Source organism: Nitrososphaera sp. (genome assembly GCF_036397675.1).
Classification (GTDB): domain Archaea; phylum Thermoproteota; class Nitrososphaeria; order Nitrososphaerales; family Nitrososphaeraceae; genus Nitrososphaera.
Genome location: NZ_DASWIL010000019.1, coordinates 57,590 through 73,697, shown reverse-complemented (window position 1 = coordinate 73,697; position 16,108 = coordinate 57,590). Strand labels below are relative to the sequence as shown.

At 55.2% G+C, this 16,108-nt stretch carries 15 protein-coding genes and 2 pseudogenes; 3 read left to right on the top strand and 14 right to left on the bottom strand.

The features are described from left to right. The 8 genes and pseudogenes from VGA14_RS03750 to VGA14_RS03715 all read right to left on the bottom strand — a co-directional run. A pseudogene (locus tag VGA14_RS03750) lies at positions 1–699 on the bottom strand (AAA family ATPase); the annotation flags it as partial. Positions 700–742: 43 nt separating this feature from the next. After that, positions 743–898, bottom strand: a complete 156-nt coding sequence (locus VGA14_RS03745) for a hypothetical protein (protein ID WP_331002405.1) — start codon at positions 896–898, stop codon at positions 743–745. A 79-nt stretch (positions 899–977) separates the two neighbouring features. Beyond that, complete coding sequence (locus VGA14_RS03740; RefSeq protein WP_331002404.1) at positions 978–3,707, bottom strand: adenosylcobalamin-dependent ribonucleoside-diphosphate reductase; 2,730 nt, start codon at positions 3,705–3,707, stop codon at positions 978–980. Between the two features lie 263 nt (positions 3,708–3,970). Next, positions 3,971–6,031, bottom strand: coding sequence for an anaerobic ribonucleoside-triphosphate reductase (gene nrdD, locus VGA14_RS03735; RefSeq protein ID WP_331002403.1), 2,061 nt, complete (start codon positions 6,029–6,031; stop codon positions 3,971–3,973). Between the two features lie 107 nt (positions 6,032–6,138). Then, entirely contained in the window at positions 6,139–6,726 is a 588-nt protein-coding gene (locus tag VGA14_RS03730) for a hypothetical protein (RefSeq protein WP_331002402.1), read from the bottom strand. Positions 6,727–6,825: 99 nt separating this feature from the next. Then, positions 6,826–6,990, bottom strand: a complete 165-nt coding sequence (locus VGA14_RS03725; protein WP_331002401.1) for a hypothetical protein — start codon at positions 6,988–6,990, stop codon at positions 6,826–6,828. A gap of 585 nt (positions 6,991–7,575) precedes the next feature. Beyond that, positions 7,576–7,959 (bottom strand): Zn-ribbon domain-containing OB-fold protein, encoded by a 384-nt coding sequence (locus tag VGA14_RS03720; RefSeq protein ID WP_331002400.1) that lies wholly within the window; start codon positions 7,957–7,959, stop codon positions 7,576–7,578. Between the two features lie 5 nt (positions 7,960–7,964). Continuing rightward, a complete protein-coding gene (locus VGA14_RS03715; RefSeq protein ID WP_331002399.1) occupies positions 7,965–9,131 on the bottom strand; it encodes a thiolase domain-containing protein in 1,167 nt (388 codons plus the stop codon). A gap of 99 nt (positions 9,132–9,230) precedes the next feature. On the opposite strand from VGA14_RS03715, the gene topA reads away from it, so the two are divergent. Beyond that, the gene (gene topA, locus VGA14_RS03710) at positions 9,231–11,234 is read left to right on the top strand and encodes a DNA topoisomerase I (RefSeq protein ID WP_331002398.1); all 2,004 of its coding nucleotides are present in this window, start codon (positions 9,231–9,233) and stop codon (positions 11,232–11,234) included. 190 nt (positions 11,235–11,424) lie between these two features. On the opposite strand, the gene VGA14_RS03705 is transcribed toward topA, so the two are convergent. Genes VGA14_RS03705 through VGA14_RS03695 form a run of 3 tightly spaced genes read right to left on the bottom strand, consistent with a single transcriptional unit; the run spans position 11,425 to position 12,779 of the window. Further along, complete coding sequence (locus tag VGA14_RS03705; RefSeq protein ID WP_331002397.1) at positions 11,425–12,231, bottom strand: carbon-nitrogen hydrolase family protein; 807 nt, start codon at positions 12,229–12,231, stop codon at positions 11,425–11,427. 33 nt (positions 12,232–12,264) lie between these two features. Continuing rightward, positions 12,265–12,441, bottom strand: coding sequence for a tautomerase family protein (locus tag VGA14_RS03700; protein ID WP_331002396.1), 177 nt, complete (start codon positions 12,439–12,441; stop codon positions 12,265–12,267). Positions 12,442–12,455: 14 nt separating this feature from the next. Further along, positions 12,456–12,779, bottom strand: coding sequence for a helix-turn-helix domain-containing protein (locus VGA14_RS03695; protein WP_331002395.1), 324 nt, complete (start codon positions 12,777–12,779; stop codon positions 12,456–12,458). A gap of 64 nt (positions 12,780–12,843) precedes the next feature. Between VGA14_RS03695 and VGA14_RS03690 the strand changes: the two genes are divergently transcribed. After that, positions 12,844–13,506: a uracil-DNA glycosylase gene (locus tag VGA14_RS03690; RefSeq protein ID WP_331002394.1), complete on the top strand. Its 663-nt coding sequence runs from the start codon at positions 12,844–12,846 to the stop codon at positions 13,504–13,506. A 174-nt stretch (positions 13,507–13,680) separates the two neighbouring features. Here VGA14_RS03690 and VGA14_RS03685 read toward each other — a convergent pair. Together VGA14_RS03685 and VGA14_RS03680 are read right to left on the bottom strand one after the other, a co-directional pair. Continuing rightward, positions 13,681–14,175: pseudogene (locus tag VGA14_RS03685) on the bottom strand (transcription factor); the annotation flags it as partial. Positions 14,176–14,513: 338 nt separating this feature from the next. Further along, complete coding sequence (locus VGA14_RS03680; RefSeq protein WP_331002393.1) at positions 14,514–15,467, bottom strand: adenylate/guanylate cyclase domain-containing protein; 954 nt, start codon at positions 15,465–15,467, stop codon at positions 14,514–14,516. A 73-nt stretch (positions 15,468–15,540) separates the two neighbouring features. On the opposite strand from VGA14_RS03680, the gene VGA14_RS03675 reads away from it, so the two are divergent. Next, a complete protein-coding gene (locus VGA14_RS03675; protein ID WP_331002392.1) occupies positions 15,541–15,720 on the top strand; it encodes a hypothetical protein in 180 nt (59 codons plus the stop codon). Here the strand turns inward: VGA14_RS03675 and VGA14_RS03670 are convergent. Next, a complete protein-coding gene (locus tag VGA14_RS03670) occupies positions 15,704–16,069 on the bottom strand; it encodes a response regulator (RefSeq protein WP_331002391.1) in 366 nt (121 codons plus the stop codon). The genes VGA14_RS03675 and VGA14_RS03670 overlap by 17 nt on opposite strands. Positions 16,070–16,108 lie beyond the last annotated feature (39 nt).

Sequence of the window (16,108 nt, the reverse complement as noted above, 5' to 3'; positions counted from 1 at the left end):
CGTCTTGCCTGTTCCTGGCGGGCCGTACAGCAGCACGCCTTTTGGCGCCTCAATGCCAAGTTTCTCGAATATCTCCGGGTGCCTCAATGGCAGCTCTATCATCTCGCGCACCTTCTGGATCTCCTCCTTCAGGCCGCCGATTTCTTCATAACACACGCGGGGAACGCCGTGCGCGGCTTCGCTCTTTTCGGCGATGACAAAGACCGTTTTCTGATTGACCATGACCGCGCTGTCAGCCGTGGTCGCAGGCATGGTGCTTACCACCTGAAAGGTGAGCCTGCCTCCAAAGTACGGCACAAGCACGTTGTCCCCCTTTACGACCGGGACGGTTTCAAGCGCGTCTGCAAGGAAGCGCTCGTCAATAGGCGGTATGGCTTCTATGGGCGCGACCAGTATTTTTTCTGCCGGGACTGTCTTTATCTTCCTGATTGCCACCTTGTCGTCGATGCGCACGCCGGCATTGTTCCGGGTTATGCCGTCTATCCTGATTATCGCCTTGCCCTCGTCGGAAGGGTAGAGCGGCAGGCACTTTGCTACCGTCCTGCGTCTCCCCTTCACCTCGATTATGTCCCCCGTGCTTGCATGTATCGAATCCATTGTGGCATAGTCTATCCTCGCAATGGCACGGCCAACGTCACGGGTATAAGCTTCAAGCGCCTTGAATGTCGGTGTGCTGCCTTCTTGCGCGCCGGGATTCATGGCAGCATCTACGCAGTGATATTTAATGAATGTTGAGCTGTGTCTAGCTGCGGCACAGGACCTTATTCAGCTCTTTTGTGCGGTAAAACACGTTGCACGGGCCGCAGGTCCACACTGGTTCCCTGCTTGCCAACCAGTACCCGCCGTCAAAGTATTTCTCGTTCAGCTCACCGCCGCACTTGGGATAGGCAAAGGACATACCCAAATTTCGCGCATTGCATATATCGATGGATTATGAAAAAATTCAATTCCATGATAGTTTGGAAAAATAACGGTGTCTACCCCGATGCGCAGCCGCTGTAACCGCACTCGATGCAGATGTTGCACCCTTCCGTGATGATGAGCCTTGCCTTGCACGACGGGCAGACCTCTTCCTCGTTTGAGGCCAGTACCTGCATGGCGGCCGGCTGCGTCATCTTCCTGGGCACCTCTGCCGGCGCGAGTATTTCCGCTCTGGGTATGCTCCCGTCGTCCACGCCTGACTCTTTGAGTATCTTTTGCATCTGCTCCAGGACGTACGGCTCCTTGATGCTGTTCTCGACGTAGTCTGCGATGTACCTGCTTGGCTTAACGGAAAAGCTCTTCTCGCCCGTGTTCTTGCCGGTGATGTGCAGCACCTGCTCCTGCCTCGAGCCGTCGCGGAACACCGTAACGCCCTTTAATCCGAGCTCGTGCGACAGGAGGTACGAACATTTGACATCCTCGGCAGTCACATCGCCGGGCATGTTTATCGTCTTGGCTATGGCGTTTGAAATCCACTTTTGCCAGATGCCCTGCGCCATAATGTGGTCCATCCAGTGTATGTCGATTGCAGTCACGAACGTCTTTTGCATCCAGTCGGGGATTTCCGGAATGCCACGGACGGAGCCATAGTTGTTGGCGACCTTGGTCAGTATCTCGTCCGAGTACAGGCCGTTCTCCTTGAGCACGTGCTCGAACACCTTGTCGGTGTAAAAGAACCGGCCGACAGTCACGCGCTTTTCGTAGACCAGCGCAAAGACGGGCTCGACTCCGTTTGCCGTGTCGGCAATCATGGACAGCGTCCCTGTCGGTGCAATCGTGGAAGTCCACGAGTTGCGGATGCCAAACTTCTTTATCTTTTCTGTAAGCGTGGCCCAGTCGTATGTGTGAGTCTCCTGTGGAAGTTCGTAGCAGCCGGCGACCGGTATCTTGCCCTTGACGTAGTCCGTGTCCTTGAACATGGAGAACGGGCCCCTTGATTTTGCAATTGCGACCGACTCGTCCATGCTGAGGTACGATACTGCTTCGGCAAGCTTGTTCATGAACTCGTAGCCGTCCTTCGAGTTGTAGGAAATCCTGAGGATGAACAGCAGGTCTGCAATGCCCATGATGCCAAGGCCAATCCTGCGTGTGGCACGCGTGTTTACCTCTATCTCCTCGACAGGGTACTTGTTCACGTCGATGATGTTGTCCAAGAACCTAGTCGAGAGTCTGACTGCCTGCTCGTAGCGTTGCCAGTCAAACTCGTACATGCCGTCTGCCTTGCGCTTGACGAAATTGGCTAGGTTTATCGAGCCGAGGTTGCACGACTCGTACGGGTACAGCGACTGCTCGCCGCATGGGTTTGTCGCGCGCAATGGACCACCCTTTGCGCCTATGCACGGGTTGTACTTGTTGATGTTGTCAAAGAATATCACTCCCGGCTCGGCGCTCTTCCAGGCGCTCAGCGCGATAAGATCGATCAGCTGCTGCGCGTCTATCTGCCTTACCGGCTCGTGCGTGCGCGGGTTTCGCAGCGTGTACTTGTGGTTGCCCTCCTTGTTCACCAGCGCTGTCCAAAAGTCCTCCCAGATGCCAACAGAGACGTTAAAGTTCTCAAAGACGCCCGGCTTTGTTTTTGCAGTCACGAACTTTTCCACGTCGGGGTGCCATGCTTCAAGGATGCCCATGTTTGCACCTCTGCGCTTGCCGCCCTGCTTTACAACGTCGGTGATGGTGTCGATTATCCTCATGAACGATGTCGGGCCTGATGCCACGCCTGACGTCGAAGCAACGATGTCGCCCTCCGGCCTCAGGTCGGAGTAGTTGATGCCCACGCCTCCGCCGGACTTGAATATCATCGCTGCGTCGGTCGACGACTTCATTATCTGCTCCATGTCGTCGGGCATGTCGAGCACAAAACACGCCGAAAGCTGCCCGAGCCTTGCGCCCGCGTTCATGAGCGTGGGCGTGTTGGGGAGAAAGTCGCGGGAGATCATCAGGTTGTAGTATTCCCTGATGCGCTCGCCGTGCGAGGCAAGCTTGCCCTCTGCAAGCATCTTTAGCAGTTCTTTAAAGCTGACCTTCATCTGCCCCTGCCTTGCCGCATCCGCATAGACGCGTATCATCGCCTCAAAGTGGTAGCGGTTGAGCCAGTATTCGCCTATCTTGAACTTGTTGTCAAAGTCGGCTATCTTAGAGTAGTATTTCTCGGCCTCTTCAGTGGTCTGCTTCTGGCCCCCTGTAAAGTTGAACACCTGCAAGTCGTGTATAACGTCTGCAATGCCGACGAGCGTGGCGACGCGCTCGAACATCTGCTTGGGACCCTCGATTATCTCATTCTGGTCGTCCCTGAGCAAATAGCGGGCTGCAAGCACGCGCAGCGAGTTGACCTCGAACGCCTTGTCGACCTCGTCGAGGTCCTTCTTGTTCAGGATCTTCATCTTCTCCTCTCGTATCTTGCGCCTCTCGTGCCTGTACAGGATATACGACTTGGCCGTGTCCGCAAGGCCCTCCTCTATCAGTATCGACTCGACCATGTCCTGCACGTCTTCCACCGTGGCGACCGCCTTTTCAGAGCCAAAGCCCTGCTGTGCCATCTTTTGCACCACCCTTGCGCCGAGCCTCTCCGCAAGCGGATAGTCCGGCTTACCAGTTGCCACGAGCGCCTTGTAGATTGCATTAGCTATTTTTGACTGCTCAAAAGTTACGATGCGGCCGTCGCGTTTCCGAATTTTAGTGATTAACGAGCTCTCTTTCGAGTTGTTAAACTCAGTAACTCCCGCCATCCCGCACTTCATTAAAACCACTCATACTTTAACTTTCCATGTGAAAAAAATGCATACGACGGCTAAGAGAAAATACACTTCTGAATATTCTTGACATACAATGCCGAATTCAAGCTAAAGTCATGCAGAAATTTAACGAAATAAAACAAAAGTTTTTGGCACCTTGTTGGTGAACTGTTTTGGCCCGTGGCACGCCGGTGCTTGAAGTTGACTATCATAATTTTACAGAAAAAAGATGAGGCGGGGGAGCAGCTGCGCTGCTGCTATACGAGCCTGTGCGGCGACTTGCACGACTCGCACCTGTCCGACGACGCCTTTGATTTCTTTCCGCATGTGACACACACGGCAAGCGCAAAGCGGGGACGGGAAAAGGCAAGCCCCGAGGCCGCCTCTATCGCGTTCCTGACCTCGGCCGTGGAGAGGTCCGTGACGTCTATGATTGCGGCGAGGCCGCCGTTCAGGAGCTTGTCGATGCCCGCGCACTCTTTGACCAGGTCCGAGCCCTTTGAAAGGAGTTCTTTGCCGCTCAATGTCATTCCCTGGGAATAGCTGGTGGCGTTCAGTGGTTGGAAGAGGGAAACCCTGCCATACTTGTCCGAGTCTATGGAGGCAAAGCGCGCGCCAGAGTTGTCGGCCACCATAGCTATTGCAGCTTCCTCGCCAAGCGGCTTGGCTTGCAACTGCGCTACGTCGACTGCGGTCTTTAGCACCTTCTGCATTACTTCCACTCCGCCGTGGGCCGCGTCGTGACCCAGGATGCTGTACACTGCCTCGTGCGCGCCTGTCAAGTTCACGATGACGCCTGTTGTTGCGCGCTGCAATGACTGGGTTGCCGCGGAGAACGCCGGCAGGAGCCCGCGCCTAGCATTTTCAAGGACAATTTTTTTCCGCATCACAGAAGCTGCGAGCGACGGCTTGATAGCAAGCGCGAGCTTGGCCCTGAAATAGGTCTCGTCTCTGTTTGACTCGTACGCAAGCCGCGGGAGGTTTATGGAAAGCGAGTGAAATGTCATCGCCGCTGGCGGGTTCTTGCCGCCGGCAGCTTTTCGTATCCCATTCGCAGCGCGTCCCGAGCCAATAGCTACAAGGCCGCTGGCGCGAACTGCCGCAGCAACGTGGTCTGCGCTTTCCTTTTTCACCGCGCCGAGTACAAGCCCGATGCGGGGCAGCGGCGTGGCTTCGACGTACTTTTTGTAGCCGTCAAGCAGCGCGTTCGTTTGTTTGGCGTCGGTCTCTTGCGGTATCGCTATGGTAGTAGCCGGTCCGATGCTGCTTGCAGAGGAGGCGACCAGCGCGCGGGCAAACTTGGAAGCAAGGTCATCGGTGTCTTTGGCCTTTGCAAGAGCTGGCGCCACGCCTTCGAGGACGACTTCTGATGAAGCCTCGCACGAAAGAAGCGGGATGAGCACGGGCAGCGCGGTGAGCATGTCGTCGGCACTCTTGAGCGACGCAAGCCTGGCAACTGCAGGCAACCTGCCCTGCAGGTCAAAGCTGTCAAGCTCTGACAGGTCAACGAATATCGTGTCTGGAAGGAGCCCCCACGTGCCGGATGAGGCGATGTTTATCTCGCCGGCAAGGTGCATGTCGGCAATGTCCTTTGGCAGCGTGTTAAACACGAAATATTCTGAAAACACTGCGTCAGCGGTATTGTTCATTATGCCCTGCACGCCGTTCCTTGTAGCCTCCTCGCTTACGAGCATCCCGGCAATGTCCGACACTGGCAGGCCGACGCGTGCGAGCTTGTTGCGGTATTCCTCGTGCCCGTGCTCTATCAGCACCGAGTTCACGGTCTCGCGTATGAGTGACGATGTCAAATACGCGGTCTGGAACTTGTAGATCTTGTTCTCGACCTCCTCCGTTATCTTTTGTGCCTGCTCTAGTGGCAAGCTTGCCTCCCTTACAAGCGACTGTATTATCTTGTGTGAGTTGAACTCCTCTATGGTGTGGTTGCTCGTCCTGACATACATCTTGCCGCTCTCGATTATCGACCGTTCCTCTATTTGCCGGGCAAGGCTTAGCACAAGCTTACCTAGGTTCGTGATTGTATACCGGCGCTCTGCCTTATTCAGCGCCACCAGCAGCTGCCGCAACAGCTTTCTCAGGTGGTAGGCGAACTTGCCCGACTCTTTCTTTGACTTGAATCCTGCCAGTGCCTTGAGCTCCGAGTACGTAAGGGGTCCCTTTGTATTCAGAATGCGCAGTATGTCGATCCTGTTCGGGCTTGCCATCACCGAAAATATCATTCGGACGCGTTTTGACGCCGATTCCAGCACGCCGCCCTTCCGGGCGTCCTTTTGAGAATAGTCTAGGCTCTCCGTTTCCATTGCACCCCGCTATCAGTGCAAATGATTAAAACTACTTTGTAAAATATTTTTTACTAAACAGTGCTACCGGCCCTACGTGGGCAAGTTAGACCAAAAGGTCAAGCTTTTCAGCCTTCGACCATCACGGGCTGTTCCTCTTGCTGCCTGACAGGCATGTTTGCCGGGATCTCTGGGAGTTTGGCCTTTGCCTCGCTCTCCAGCGCCCCTTCTATCTCGTTGAGGATGTCGTAGGCTGCCTGGTCCATTGGGGTTGATATCCTGCCCACCTCGGAGCGCACGTTGGAGTTGATGAGCACGTCTGCGGTTACTGATGATACTTGGGACAGCGCCTGACCTGCCTGCGGGATGAAGCGGGCCAGGTCTTCTTGGATGCCCTTTATCATCTCAACCGTGGGATCGATGGTGTCAAGTATCATAGCAAACTCATTGATGGTGCTGAACCGGATCACGAGCGCCTCAAGAGCCATTCCGGTGTGCTGCGTCGTCCTGCGCACCTTCTTGAGGTTGGCGAGCTCATTTGCTAGGATCCTCGCCCTCCCGTTGTTGCCGGTCTTGATGCTGGCTGTGACCTGCTCTAGGTAGTATGCCTCCATTGAGGCGAACCTGTTGTCAAGGGTCTTCAACCTTGAGAGCTGGTTGTACACAACCGAGGTGGCATTGTTTATTTGGCTAACTAGCTGCTGGCGCTCGACCATCGGCCTCTTGCGTTTTGGTGCCGCATATTTGGTTAAGGGCTGGTGTTGAAGCTTGTCTACAAACAGCTAGCGAAAAGCTGATCTACAAAATGGGTGGTTTTAGCGCCTCGTCGCGGTGACCGTGAAATCTGAGGGGTTGAGAGCCGCGCCGCACACCGGGCAGCGGTTGTTCGTCGCCCGCATGGCGTCCTTCACTGATTTGAGCATGCGCATGGTGTAGATCACAGAGCTGCACTTGCTGCATACGACGTCAGCTGTCATCATTTGGTCTTGCTTGCGCGCAGGGAAATAAGAAAAGTTCCCTTGATGTTTTTTTACAACTGGAATGAATAAACTAGACTGTTTCTCCGCAATGCTCAAGTTGGTGTAGGAAAATGTTCGTAATGGCTACTGGCGCTACAGCGGTAGGCCTTGTTATCGGCATAGCGTTCTTGATGCTATTTGCTATCATCAAGATGCCACCGCATCAGGATTCGGATCGTTCTATCCTTCTATTGATCAAGATTATTATTCGCCCCTGTTGCAGATCAGGATAGATGGTCTAAGGGAAACCTACAGAGTTAGGGGAGAACTTGATTTTGCAGTCGCACAGAAGGAAGAGGGTGCGTCTATCCCGAAATAATCATGATCAAAGATTTGAAGGGAGGAGTAATTGTCTGGGAATATAATGGCACACACGCAAGCTCGTTGTTATTCTGCCCAGTAGTGATAAATTTTGCAGAATTCGAGATTACTTGGCATTCCAAAACGCACGTCTAGTCGCTATCCATGAACCAGACCGGTACGTACGCCGTCGTGGCCAAGAATGAACACCTAACCGTGCAAAAGGAATTTGCGGTTGTAGGGTAGCTATGCTTTTTCCAGCAAGAGTCCATGCTTTTCGTCAAAGCCCTTGACGCGGACGTTCGTGCCAATGGGAAGCTCCGCTGGCGTCTTGATGCCGGGCAGAAAGCCGGACGCGCGCACCTGCGTGCCGTTTATCTTGAACACGACCCACGCGTACGAGTCGGCGTCCTCAAAGCCCTCCGGCGCGACCGCCTGGATTGTGTAGGTAACTACGGTGCCTGCGCCTTCAAGCTCAACGTCTTCGAACTTGCCTGCAGAGCACTTTTCACAGAACATGATCGTCTCGAGCATTAGGTGGCCGCACTTGGCGCACTTGTGCGCCAGTATCTTTTTCCTGTTTGCAACCTCGATGAACTTCTCTCTGACCCCGTGTTTAAACTCTGACACGGCCGTCACCTCCTGTCCACCTTCTTGAACAGGTGCACCGCAGCGCTTGCGCCGGTCGCGCCAAAGTTGTGCGTCAGTGCTATTTCCGCGTCCTTGATCGTGCGCTCGCCTGCTTTGCCGGTAAACTGCTCGAATACTTCCACTACTTGGCCGACGCCGGTCGCGCCAATCGGGTGGCCCTTTGACTTTAATCCGCCTGACGGGTTTATCGGTATCTCCCCTGTCAGCCTCGTCGCGCCGTCTCTCACTGCGTGCGCGGCCTTGCCCTTGGGGTAAAAGCCAAGGTCCTCGATGTCGATTATTTCAGCTATTGTGAAGCAGTCGTGCACCTCCGCAAAGTCGATGTCCTCTGCCGTGATGCCGGCCATCTTGTAGGCCTGCCTTGCAGCGGCCACCGTGCTTGGGATCGTCGTTATGTCTTCGCGTCCTTGCACTGACGCCGGTGAAGCGCCGCGGCCAGAGCCGATTATCTCCATGTAAGGCTTTCCGGACTTTCTCGCAAAGTCCTCGGAGCACAGTATTACTGCAGAGGCGCCGTCCGAGAACGGGCAGCAGTCTAGCAATTTGAGAGGCGACGCCACGACCGGCGACTTTAGCACATCGTCGACGGTGATCTTTTTCCTCACGTGTGCCTTTGGGTTCAGGAAGCCGTTTTCGTGGTTCTTAACTGCGACGTTTGCCAAGTCTTCTTCAGTCGCCTTGTGTGTGTCCATGTAGACCCGCGCCATCGATGCAAAGAGCCCGGGGAACGAGGCGCCGTTTCCGCCCTCGTAAAAAAAGTCGGAGCAGTACGAAAATAGCGTTGTGCTGTGCGCCGTGCCCGTGTGTGTCACCTTCTCGACACCAAGCGCAAGCACGCAGTCGTAAAAGCCCGCCGCGACGTTTGCATAAGCTTCTCTAAACATCACAGAGCCTGAGCCGCACGCAGATTCGATTGTAAGGCCCGGCACGTGTGAGATGCCGAGGTTGCTCATGATGACTGGCGCCATGTGCACCTGCTTGTCCGCAACCCCGAAAACGTTTGAAATGTAGCCGGCGTGGATCTCTTTTGGCGTTATGCCCGCTGACTCGATGGCGTCCTTCGCCGCGCTGAGCGCGATCTCGATAATGCTCTCGTCCAGCTTGCCATATCTCGTGCTGCCGGCCCCAAGAACGCAAACTTTGTTAGTCATGTAGGGGAGACTGCTCACCCTGAATATAAATAGCTTAGACAACATTGATGCGAAATGATCACCGTTCATGTTTAATACCCCGGGTTGTCAGGATTTTTCGTGTACACGCTGGTAGTGTGCGAAAAGCCTGACGCTGCACGCAGGATAGCACAGGCGCTCGGCGGCGCAAAGGAAACTAGGATCGCCGGCGTGCCGGTGTTTGACTTAAATTTTCAAAACAGGCACTACAAGGTCTGCTCTGCTCTTGGCCACCTCTACGGCCTTGCCGACAGCACAAAAAACAGGAGCGTGTACCCAGTGCTCGACTTGGAGTGGGCGCCCCTCGAGGGTCGTTCGAGAGTGATAAACGTCATTTCCAAGCTATCTCGAGACGCCGACAGTTTCGTGCACGCCTGCGACTATGACCAGGAAGGCGAGGTGATAGGCCACAGCATACTGCAGTACACCTGCGGTGGCGCCTATGGAAAATCAAGGAGGGCCAAGTTCTCGACGCTGACCGACGACGACATAAAAGAGTCGTTTGCAAGCCTGCAGCAGCCGAGCGCGGGGCTTGCCGAGGCAGGCAGGTCGCGGCACCTGCTGGATTTCATTTACGGCGTGAACCTTTCCAGGGCGCTTGCGCAGTCGTTCAAGGCCCGCAACAAAGGATATCGCAATTTATCAATAGGCAGGGTGCAGGGCCCCACGCTTGCGTTTGCCGCGGACAGGGAGCAGGAAATCCGGCTGCATGTCCCGGACCCCTACTGGGTCGTCACGGCGGATTTTGAAAAAGACGGCCAGGTTGTCCACACGCGCTATGCAAAACCAAAAGTGGAGACGCTTGCAGAAGCGCAGGGCGTGCTTGACGCGTGCACTGGAAAGGACGGCGTCGTGACCGGGGTCGACAAAAGAAAAGTCCCGCTGATGTCGCCCGCGCCTTTCAACACCGGCGACCTGCAGCGCGAGGTGTATAGGCTGTTCAGGGTGTCGCCCGGCTATGCGCTTGCCCTAGCAGAAAAGCTGTACCTGAGGGCCCTCATATCGTACCCGAGGACATCCAGCCAAAAACTCCCGCCATCGATAAACTACCGCAAGATAGTGTCCGGACTTGCACGCTCGTCGCTCTACAGCTCTGCCTCTGTATTGCTTTCAAAAAGCAAGCTTGCGCCGCACGATGGATCCATGACCGACCCTGCGCACCCTGCAATCTACCCGACGGGTGTTCTTGGCAGGATGTCCGGCCTAGAATTCAAGATATACGACCTGATAGTTAAGAGGTTCCTAGCGACGTTTGGCGACGCGACCGTGACGGAAAGGACCGGCGCCGCAATCGACGTGCGCGGGCATTCATTTGCCGCCGAAGGGAATGTGACGCTGTACGAAGGGTGGACTGTGTTTTACAGGCCGTACGCAAGCATCGAGCAGGCGACGCTCCCACAGCTTGCCGCCGGCGACGCGCTGGCAAACAGGCAGGTCGCGATGGAAGAGAAGTTCACGCAGTCGCTCCCGCGCTACAGCCAGTCAAGCCTGCTTGCCAGGATGGAGCATGAAACGATAGGCACAAAGGTCACTAGGGCCGACATCATTGGAACGCTGTTCAAGCGCAGCTATCTGCAGCAAAAGCGCGGCGGCATCGAAGTCACGGACCTTGGCTTTGCAGTCGTCGAATCTATGAGGGAGCACGTGCCAGACATACTCTCGACCGAGCTCACTAGGTCGATGGAGGAGCAGCTGGAAAAGATAGGGCGGGGCTTCGAGGAACCGGTTGCAGTCATTGGGTACGCGGTGGACAGGCTCGTCGAATCGCTTGAGGCGTTCAGGCGGGGCGAAATGGAGATCGGCCTCGAGTTAGGTGCGGCTTCCAGGCCCGACAATGTCATAGGCGCGTGCCCGGGGTGCAAGACCGGCAACTTGCACGTAATAAGATCGAAAAAGACGAAAAAGCGGTTTGTAGGGTGCTCAAACTATGAGCACGGCTGCAGGACGTCGGCGCCGCTTCCGCAGAAAGGCGCGATAAAGGCGGCAAAGGTGTGCAAGTGTGGTTGGCCGATTGTCAAGGTAGTGTTTGCGCGAAGGGCCAAGCCTTGGAGCATCTGCGTGAACACGCATTGCCCGTACAAATAGAGAAATCTTCTCTAATTCTATTGCATTAGCTTGATAAGAAAAGCTGCGAAAAGTCAGCCATGATCTTCGAGAGCGACCACTCGCACATGTGTGAGTACTGCAGCGAGCGGTTCTTGTGCCCCCTAGAAAAACATGAATGTAAGATAGGCTGGCGCACGAGCCACAACGACCACCACCTTGCGCTAACCTGCTAGCGCGCCGAAAGGCGGTAGATGTCCGTCCGGCGGTTCTTCAGCAACGGCAATGACTGCCGAGCCTGTTTTACCTTGTTCATGTCAAGTTCGACTACTTGCATGTCTTCTTCTTGCCCCATGTCCAGAATGACGGCACCGATCGGGTCAACGACCATGCTCCTTCCGGCGTAGATGTTGCCCACCTGGTCGGGCGCGACCATGTACGACCCGTTCTCTATTGCCCGGGCCTTTAGCATCGTCTGCCAGTGCTCCTCCTTCATGGGGCCGGCCACCCAAGCAGAGGGGGCGACGAGTATGTCCGCGCCTTTTATCGTGAGGAGCCTCGAAAGCTCGGGGAAGCGTATGTCGTAGCATATCATGACGCCTATTTTGCCTGCCTGAGTTTTTACTGGCTTTTCTATCTTTTTTCCTGCCATCAGCTTTTTCGATTCTTTGAACCCCAGCGCATCGTAGAGGTGCAGCTTGCGGTACACCGACGTTATCGTCCCGCCGGCAGAAATGACGACTGCGGTGTCAAACACGCGGTTATTCATGCCCTTTTCGTAGATTGTGGCAACTACGCCTATCCTGCTTTTCCTTGCAGCCGCGCGCAGCGCCGTTACAAAGTTTCCCCGCACGATTTCTGCCATTTTCGACAGTTCTGCGGGCGACTGGCTGTCGGGCGAAAAGGCCATCTGGAACTCGGGAAAGCAAACGATGCTGGCTTTTTTCGCAGAGGCCTCGGCGACGTAATCTACAGACCTCCTCAGGTTCTCCTGTTTGTCCTCCGACGACTTGAACTGCACGACCGCTACCGCTGTCAACTGCAGTAAGGTCGCGCTGCCAGAGATAAAAGCTTAGAGCTGCCTGCCGGCCTGGAACCAGTTTTCTTTGGGGTTCTCATCGAACACGACGATGACGTGCTCCGGCTTGGTCTTCAGTATGCTGACTGCCGCGTCGGTCACTGCCTTTGCAAAATCGTCCTTCTGCTGCTGCGTCCTGCCGGGGTACATTGATACCGATATGAGAGGCATGGAGAAATGAGCGCTTATGACTGATTTATAGTTACAGCGTCGGGCGCTATCGGCGCAACCTCGGGTTCCGGCTCCTTCCTGCCCTCGACCCGCGCAAGATAGTACAGCGACTGCAGGTAGCGCTTGATGAAATTAGCCCCCGGCGACGGCCTGCGGCCCTTCTCGTAGTCGCTCAATACGGACGCCGTGATTGCCATCCTCTTGGCCAAGTCGGCCTGCTTGACGCCAAACTTTTTGCGCCAGTGCTTCAGCTGCAACGGAGGGTTGTCGCTAAGGACGACGGAACCCGCTATCCAGGTCAGTTCGTCGCTTGCAGTGCCGTTATCGGAATTAGACAAACGTAGAACGAACGTTTCGACGGGTGATAAAAAGATTATTCTGCCTCCGGCAACGCTCTTGCTTGTGGATAGGAGCGGACTGGACCCGCTGAACGGGCGGGTTGTCAGGTGCAAACAGTGTCCGAGGCTTGCAGCTTACATACGCAGGGTGGGCAGGGAAAAGGTAAGGCGGTTTGCCGGCGAAAAATACTGGGCGCGGCCACTTCCAAGCTGGGGCGACCCAAACGCGCGCCTTCTCATAGTGGGCCTTGCGCCTGCCGCGCACGGCGGCAACAGGACCGGCAGGATGTTCACCGGCGACAGCTCGGGCGACTGGCTTGCAAGGGCCATGCACGAAAACGGCTTTGCGAGCAAGCCAACGAGCTACGCCAAGGACGACGGGCTAGTGCTCGACGACGCCTACATCACTGCCGCAGTGAGATGCGCGCCGCCAGACAACAAGCCCCTCGCCTTGGAGCTTGCGAACTGCTCGAAATACCTATCTGCTGAGCTTGGCATGCTAAGAAACGTGCAGGTGACGATGGCCCTCGGAAAAATAGCGTTTGACGCCTACTGCAGGGTCATCGGGGTAAGGGGGCTTGCATTTGCGCACGGCGGGTGTTTTGAAGTTTCAGGCAAAACCCTGCTTGCCTCGTACCACCCGAGCAGGCAGAACACCCACACGGGCAGGCTGACGTGGGAGATGTGGTCGGGGATGTTCAGGACCGCAAAGTCGATGCTCCGCTGATCACTTTTTCTTTTGCTTCTTTTCTTTCTTGGAAGCCTGCTTTTTCGGTTTTGGCGCGGGCTTAGGTCTGGGCTTTGCCTTTGCTGCCTTTTTCTTTTCTTTCTTGGCAGGCTCCTTTTCTTCCTCGGCAGCCTCGGCCGCAGCTGTTGCCGCCGCGGCGGCTTTTGCATTTGCAATGTCGGTCGTTATCTGGTCTATCTTGTATCGCAGCGCCTCTTTGACCCTGCTGTTGTCAACCATGTTGAGCGGGCCCTTGCAGTTGGGGCACTTGAAGAACATCTCGATTGCGACGTCAAACTTTACCCGGGGGCAGTCGTGGTTGCCGCAATGGTAGAATTCCGTGGAATCTTCATGCTCGAGGCGCTTGTACAGCCGGTCAAGGATCTTTTTCTTCTGGTTCTCTATGAAGTTGTCGACGTGGTCCTGCTTGGCGCGCCAGCGATACACGAACCAGCCCTTCTTCTCGTCCTTGACCCTGATCCCGGTTATCAGTGCCTTGCCGAACATGTCGTACAATACTTTACGCACGATGTTTATCTTTAGGCCTGTCGCGCTCGCAATTTCCTCGTCGGTGACGTCCTCGGTGTTCAAGAGCGCCCGGGCAACCTTGACGTACTCCTCGCCGCCTATCAGGCCGGCAATCTTGACAAAAGAGTCCTCATATTCCATCGCGTGCAATGTGATAACTGGAGTCAAATTCTGATATATAGTTATTGAAGATCGTTGAGATTAACAGGATTTCAGCTCGCTTGGCTGTGACTTGATTTCTTGGAGGTAAATGACCCCTGCGACAGGGGGCGGCAGTCCCGGCGAATATCGGAAGGAGAGCCCATAGTGGGTCCAAATTGACCTCCGTTTGGATATCGTAGTTCATTCCAAGGCAGCGTGTCTTCAAAATCGTCTTCTCCAAGCATTCCTCTATCTGTTCAGGAGTGGACGCTGCCTGTGCAAAGAACAACAGTACAACGTGCACATGACATATGGGCTCACGCGTATTTGGCTCTTGTCTAGACCGAGCCGTACAGCTGGTATATCTTGCCTGTGTAGTCGCTCATATACTCCCACACCTCGGTGCTGACCACGAGAGGCTTGAAGAGCCCCTTCTGTTCGTCGGCAAGCGCCTCGTATACAAACTCGCCTATAACCACCTGGCCAGGCATGGCAAATGAGGTCATCTTGGCAGTCACGCTTATCGTATAGCCCAGAATGTCGAGGTGGGGCTTGCGGATGACCCTGCCGTCCTCGAGCATCGTCGTGTCCCAGCCGTACTGCACCACGACGTTGTCGCCGACGTCTATCCCGACGCGCACATTCAGCTCGGGGTAGTCATATTGGTTGAGGATGGGGTTGATGCCCTGCTGCATCACCCTTATCATGGCATTTGCGCAGGCAACCGCGTTCTGGCACGGCACACGCAAGTTGCCCCGGTCAGCAAGAAAGAATGCTAGAATGGCGTCGCCGACGTATTTCAGGATAAAGCCGCCGTACGCCTTTATCACGATCGACATCTCTTGCGTGAACGCCTGGACTATGTTTGCAAGCCTGTCTGCCGGGAGCGTCATGGACAGCTTCGTCGAGCCCACCAAGTCTATGTGCAGTATGACAAACTCGACCTTGGACTTGACGAACTTTTCAAGTATCGTCTGCGTCTCCTCGCGGGTTAGGTCGAACTCGGGTTCGAATTTTAGCGCCTTCCACACGCGCTCCTGTGCCTGTTTGACGGCCTCTTCCTTGTCCACGAGGCCATCGAGGGGGAACGACGAGAATGACGGCGCGGCTGCGACATCGGTGGCCGACTTGGTCTTTTTTTTCTCTTCTTCCTGAAAGCTGGCAATGACTGCTTCCACCTGGTCCTTGCTTATGTCAAGCTGCAGCGCGATTGTATCCGGGTCTATGCCGGAGGTAAAGAGATTGATTATGGTCTGGCGCTGGAAGCCCGGGTCTGTTGCGCCGTCGGTCATGCCACATCAAAATAGCGCGACTGGTATTAAAACAGAGATAATTAATAATGAGCGCTGCGTATAAACCGACGGCATGGCTGGCAAGGTAGAAGAGGAAAAAGTGCTCTTGACTCTGACAAACATCAGGTACCTGGTCGAAGCGTTGGACGCGCTGCTTATGATGGACCTTGATGGCGAAAAGCGCGCCAGGGTGATACGGCTGCGCGACGAGCTGGTGTCCCACCTCAACAGCATATTCAACGACTATTCATGAACGCGGCGCGCACCTTGGATATAACCTCGTTAACGGACAGTGGCTCCTTCTTTATCACGTCGCGCCTGTCAAGCGATCCCATAAGCTTCAGGGCGTCGCTGGACGGCGTTATCAAAAACACAAAGCGCACGCACACGTCATGCAACGTTATTTCGCGGTACAGGTCAAACCCAGTCATGCCGGACATGACAAGGTCGGTTACGACCACATCGTATCGAATCTGATCCGCAAGCTCCAGCGCCTTCGAAGGGTCCGGCGTGTGGTCGACGGAGTAGCCGTCGGCGCGCAGATACGTCTTCATCAGATCGGCTGTTTGGCGCTTCTGGTCCACGAGGAGCACGACGGGCATGCATTGTTTTCTCATTTTTTATTTTTAAGGCTGGTGGTC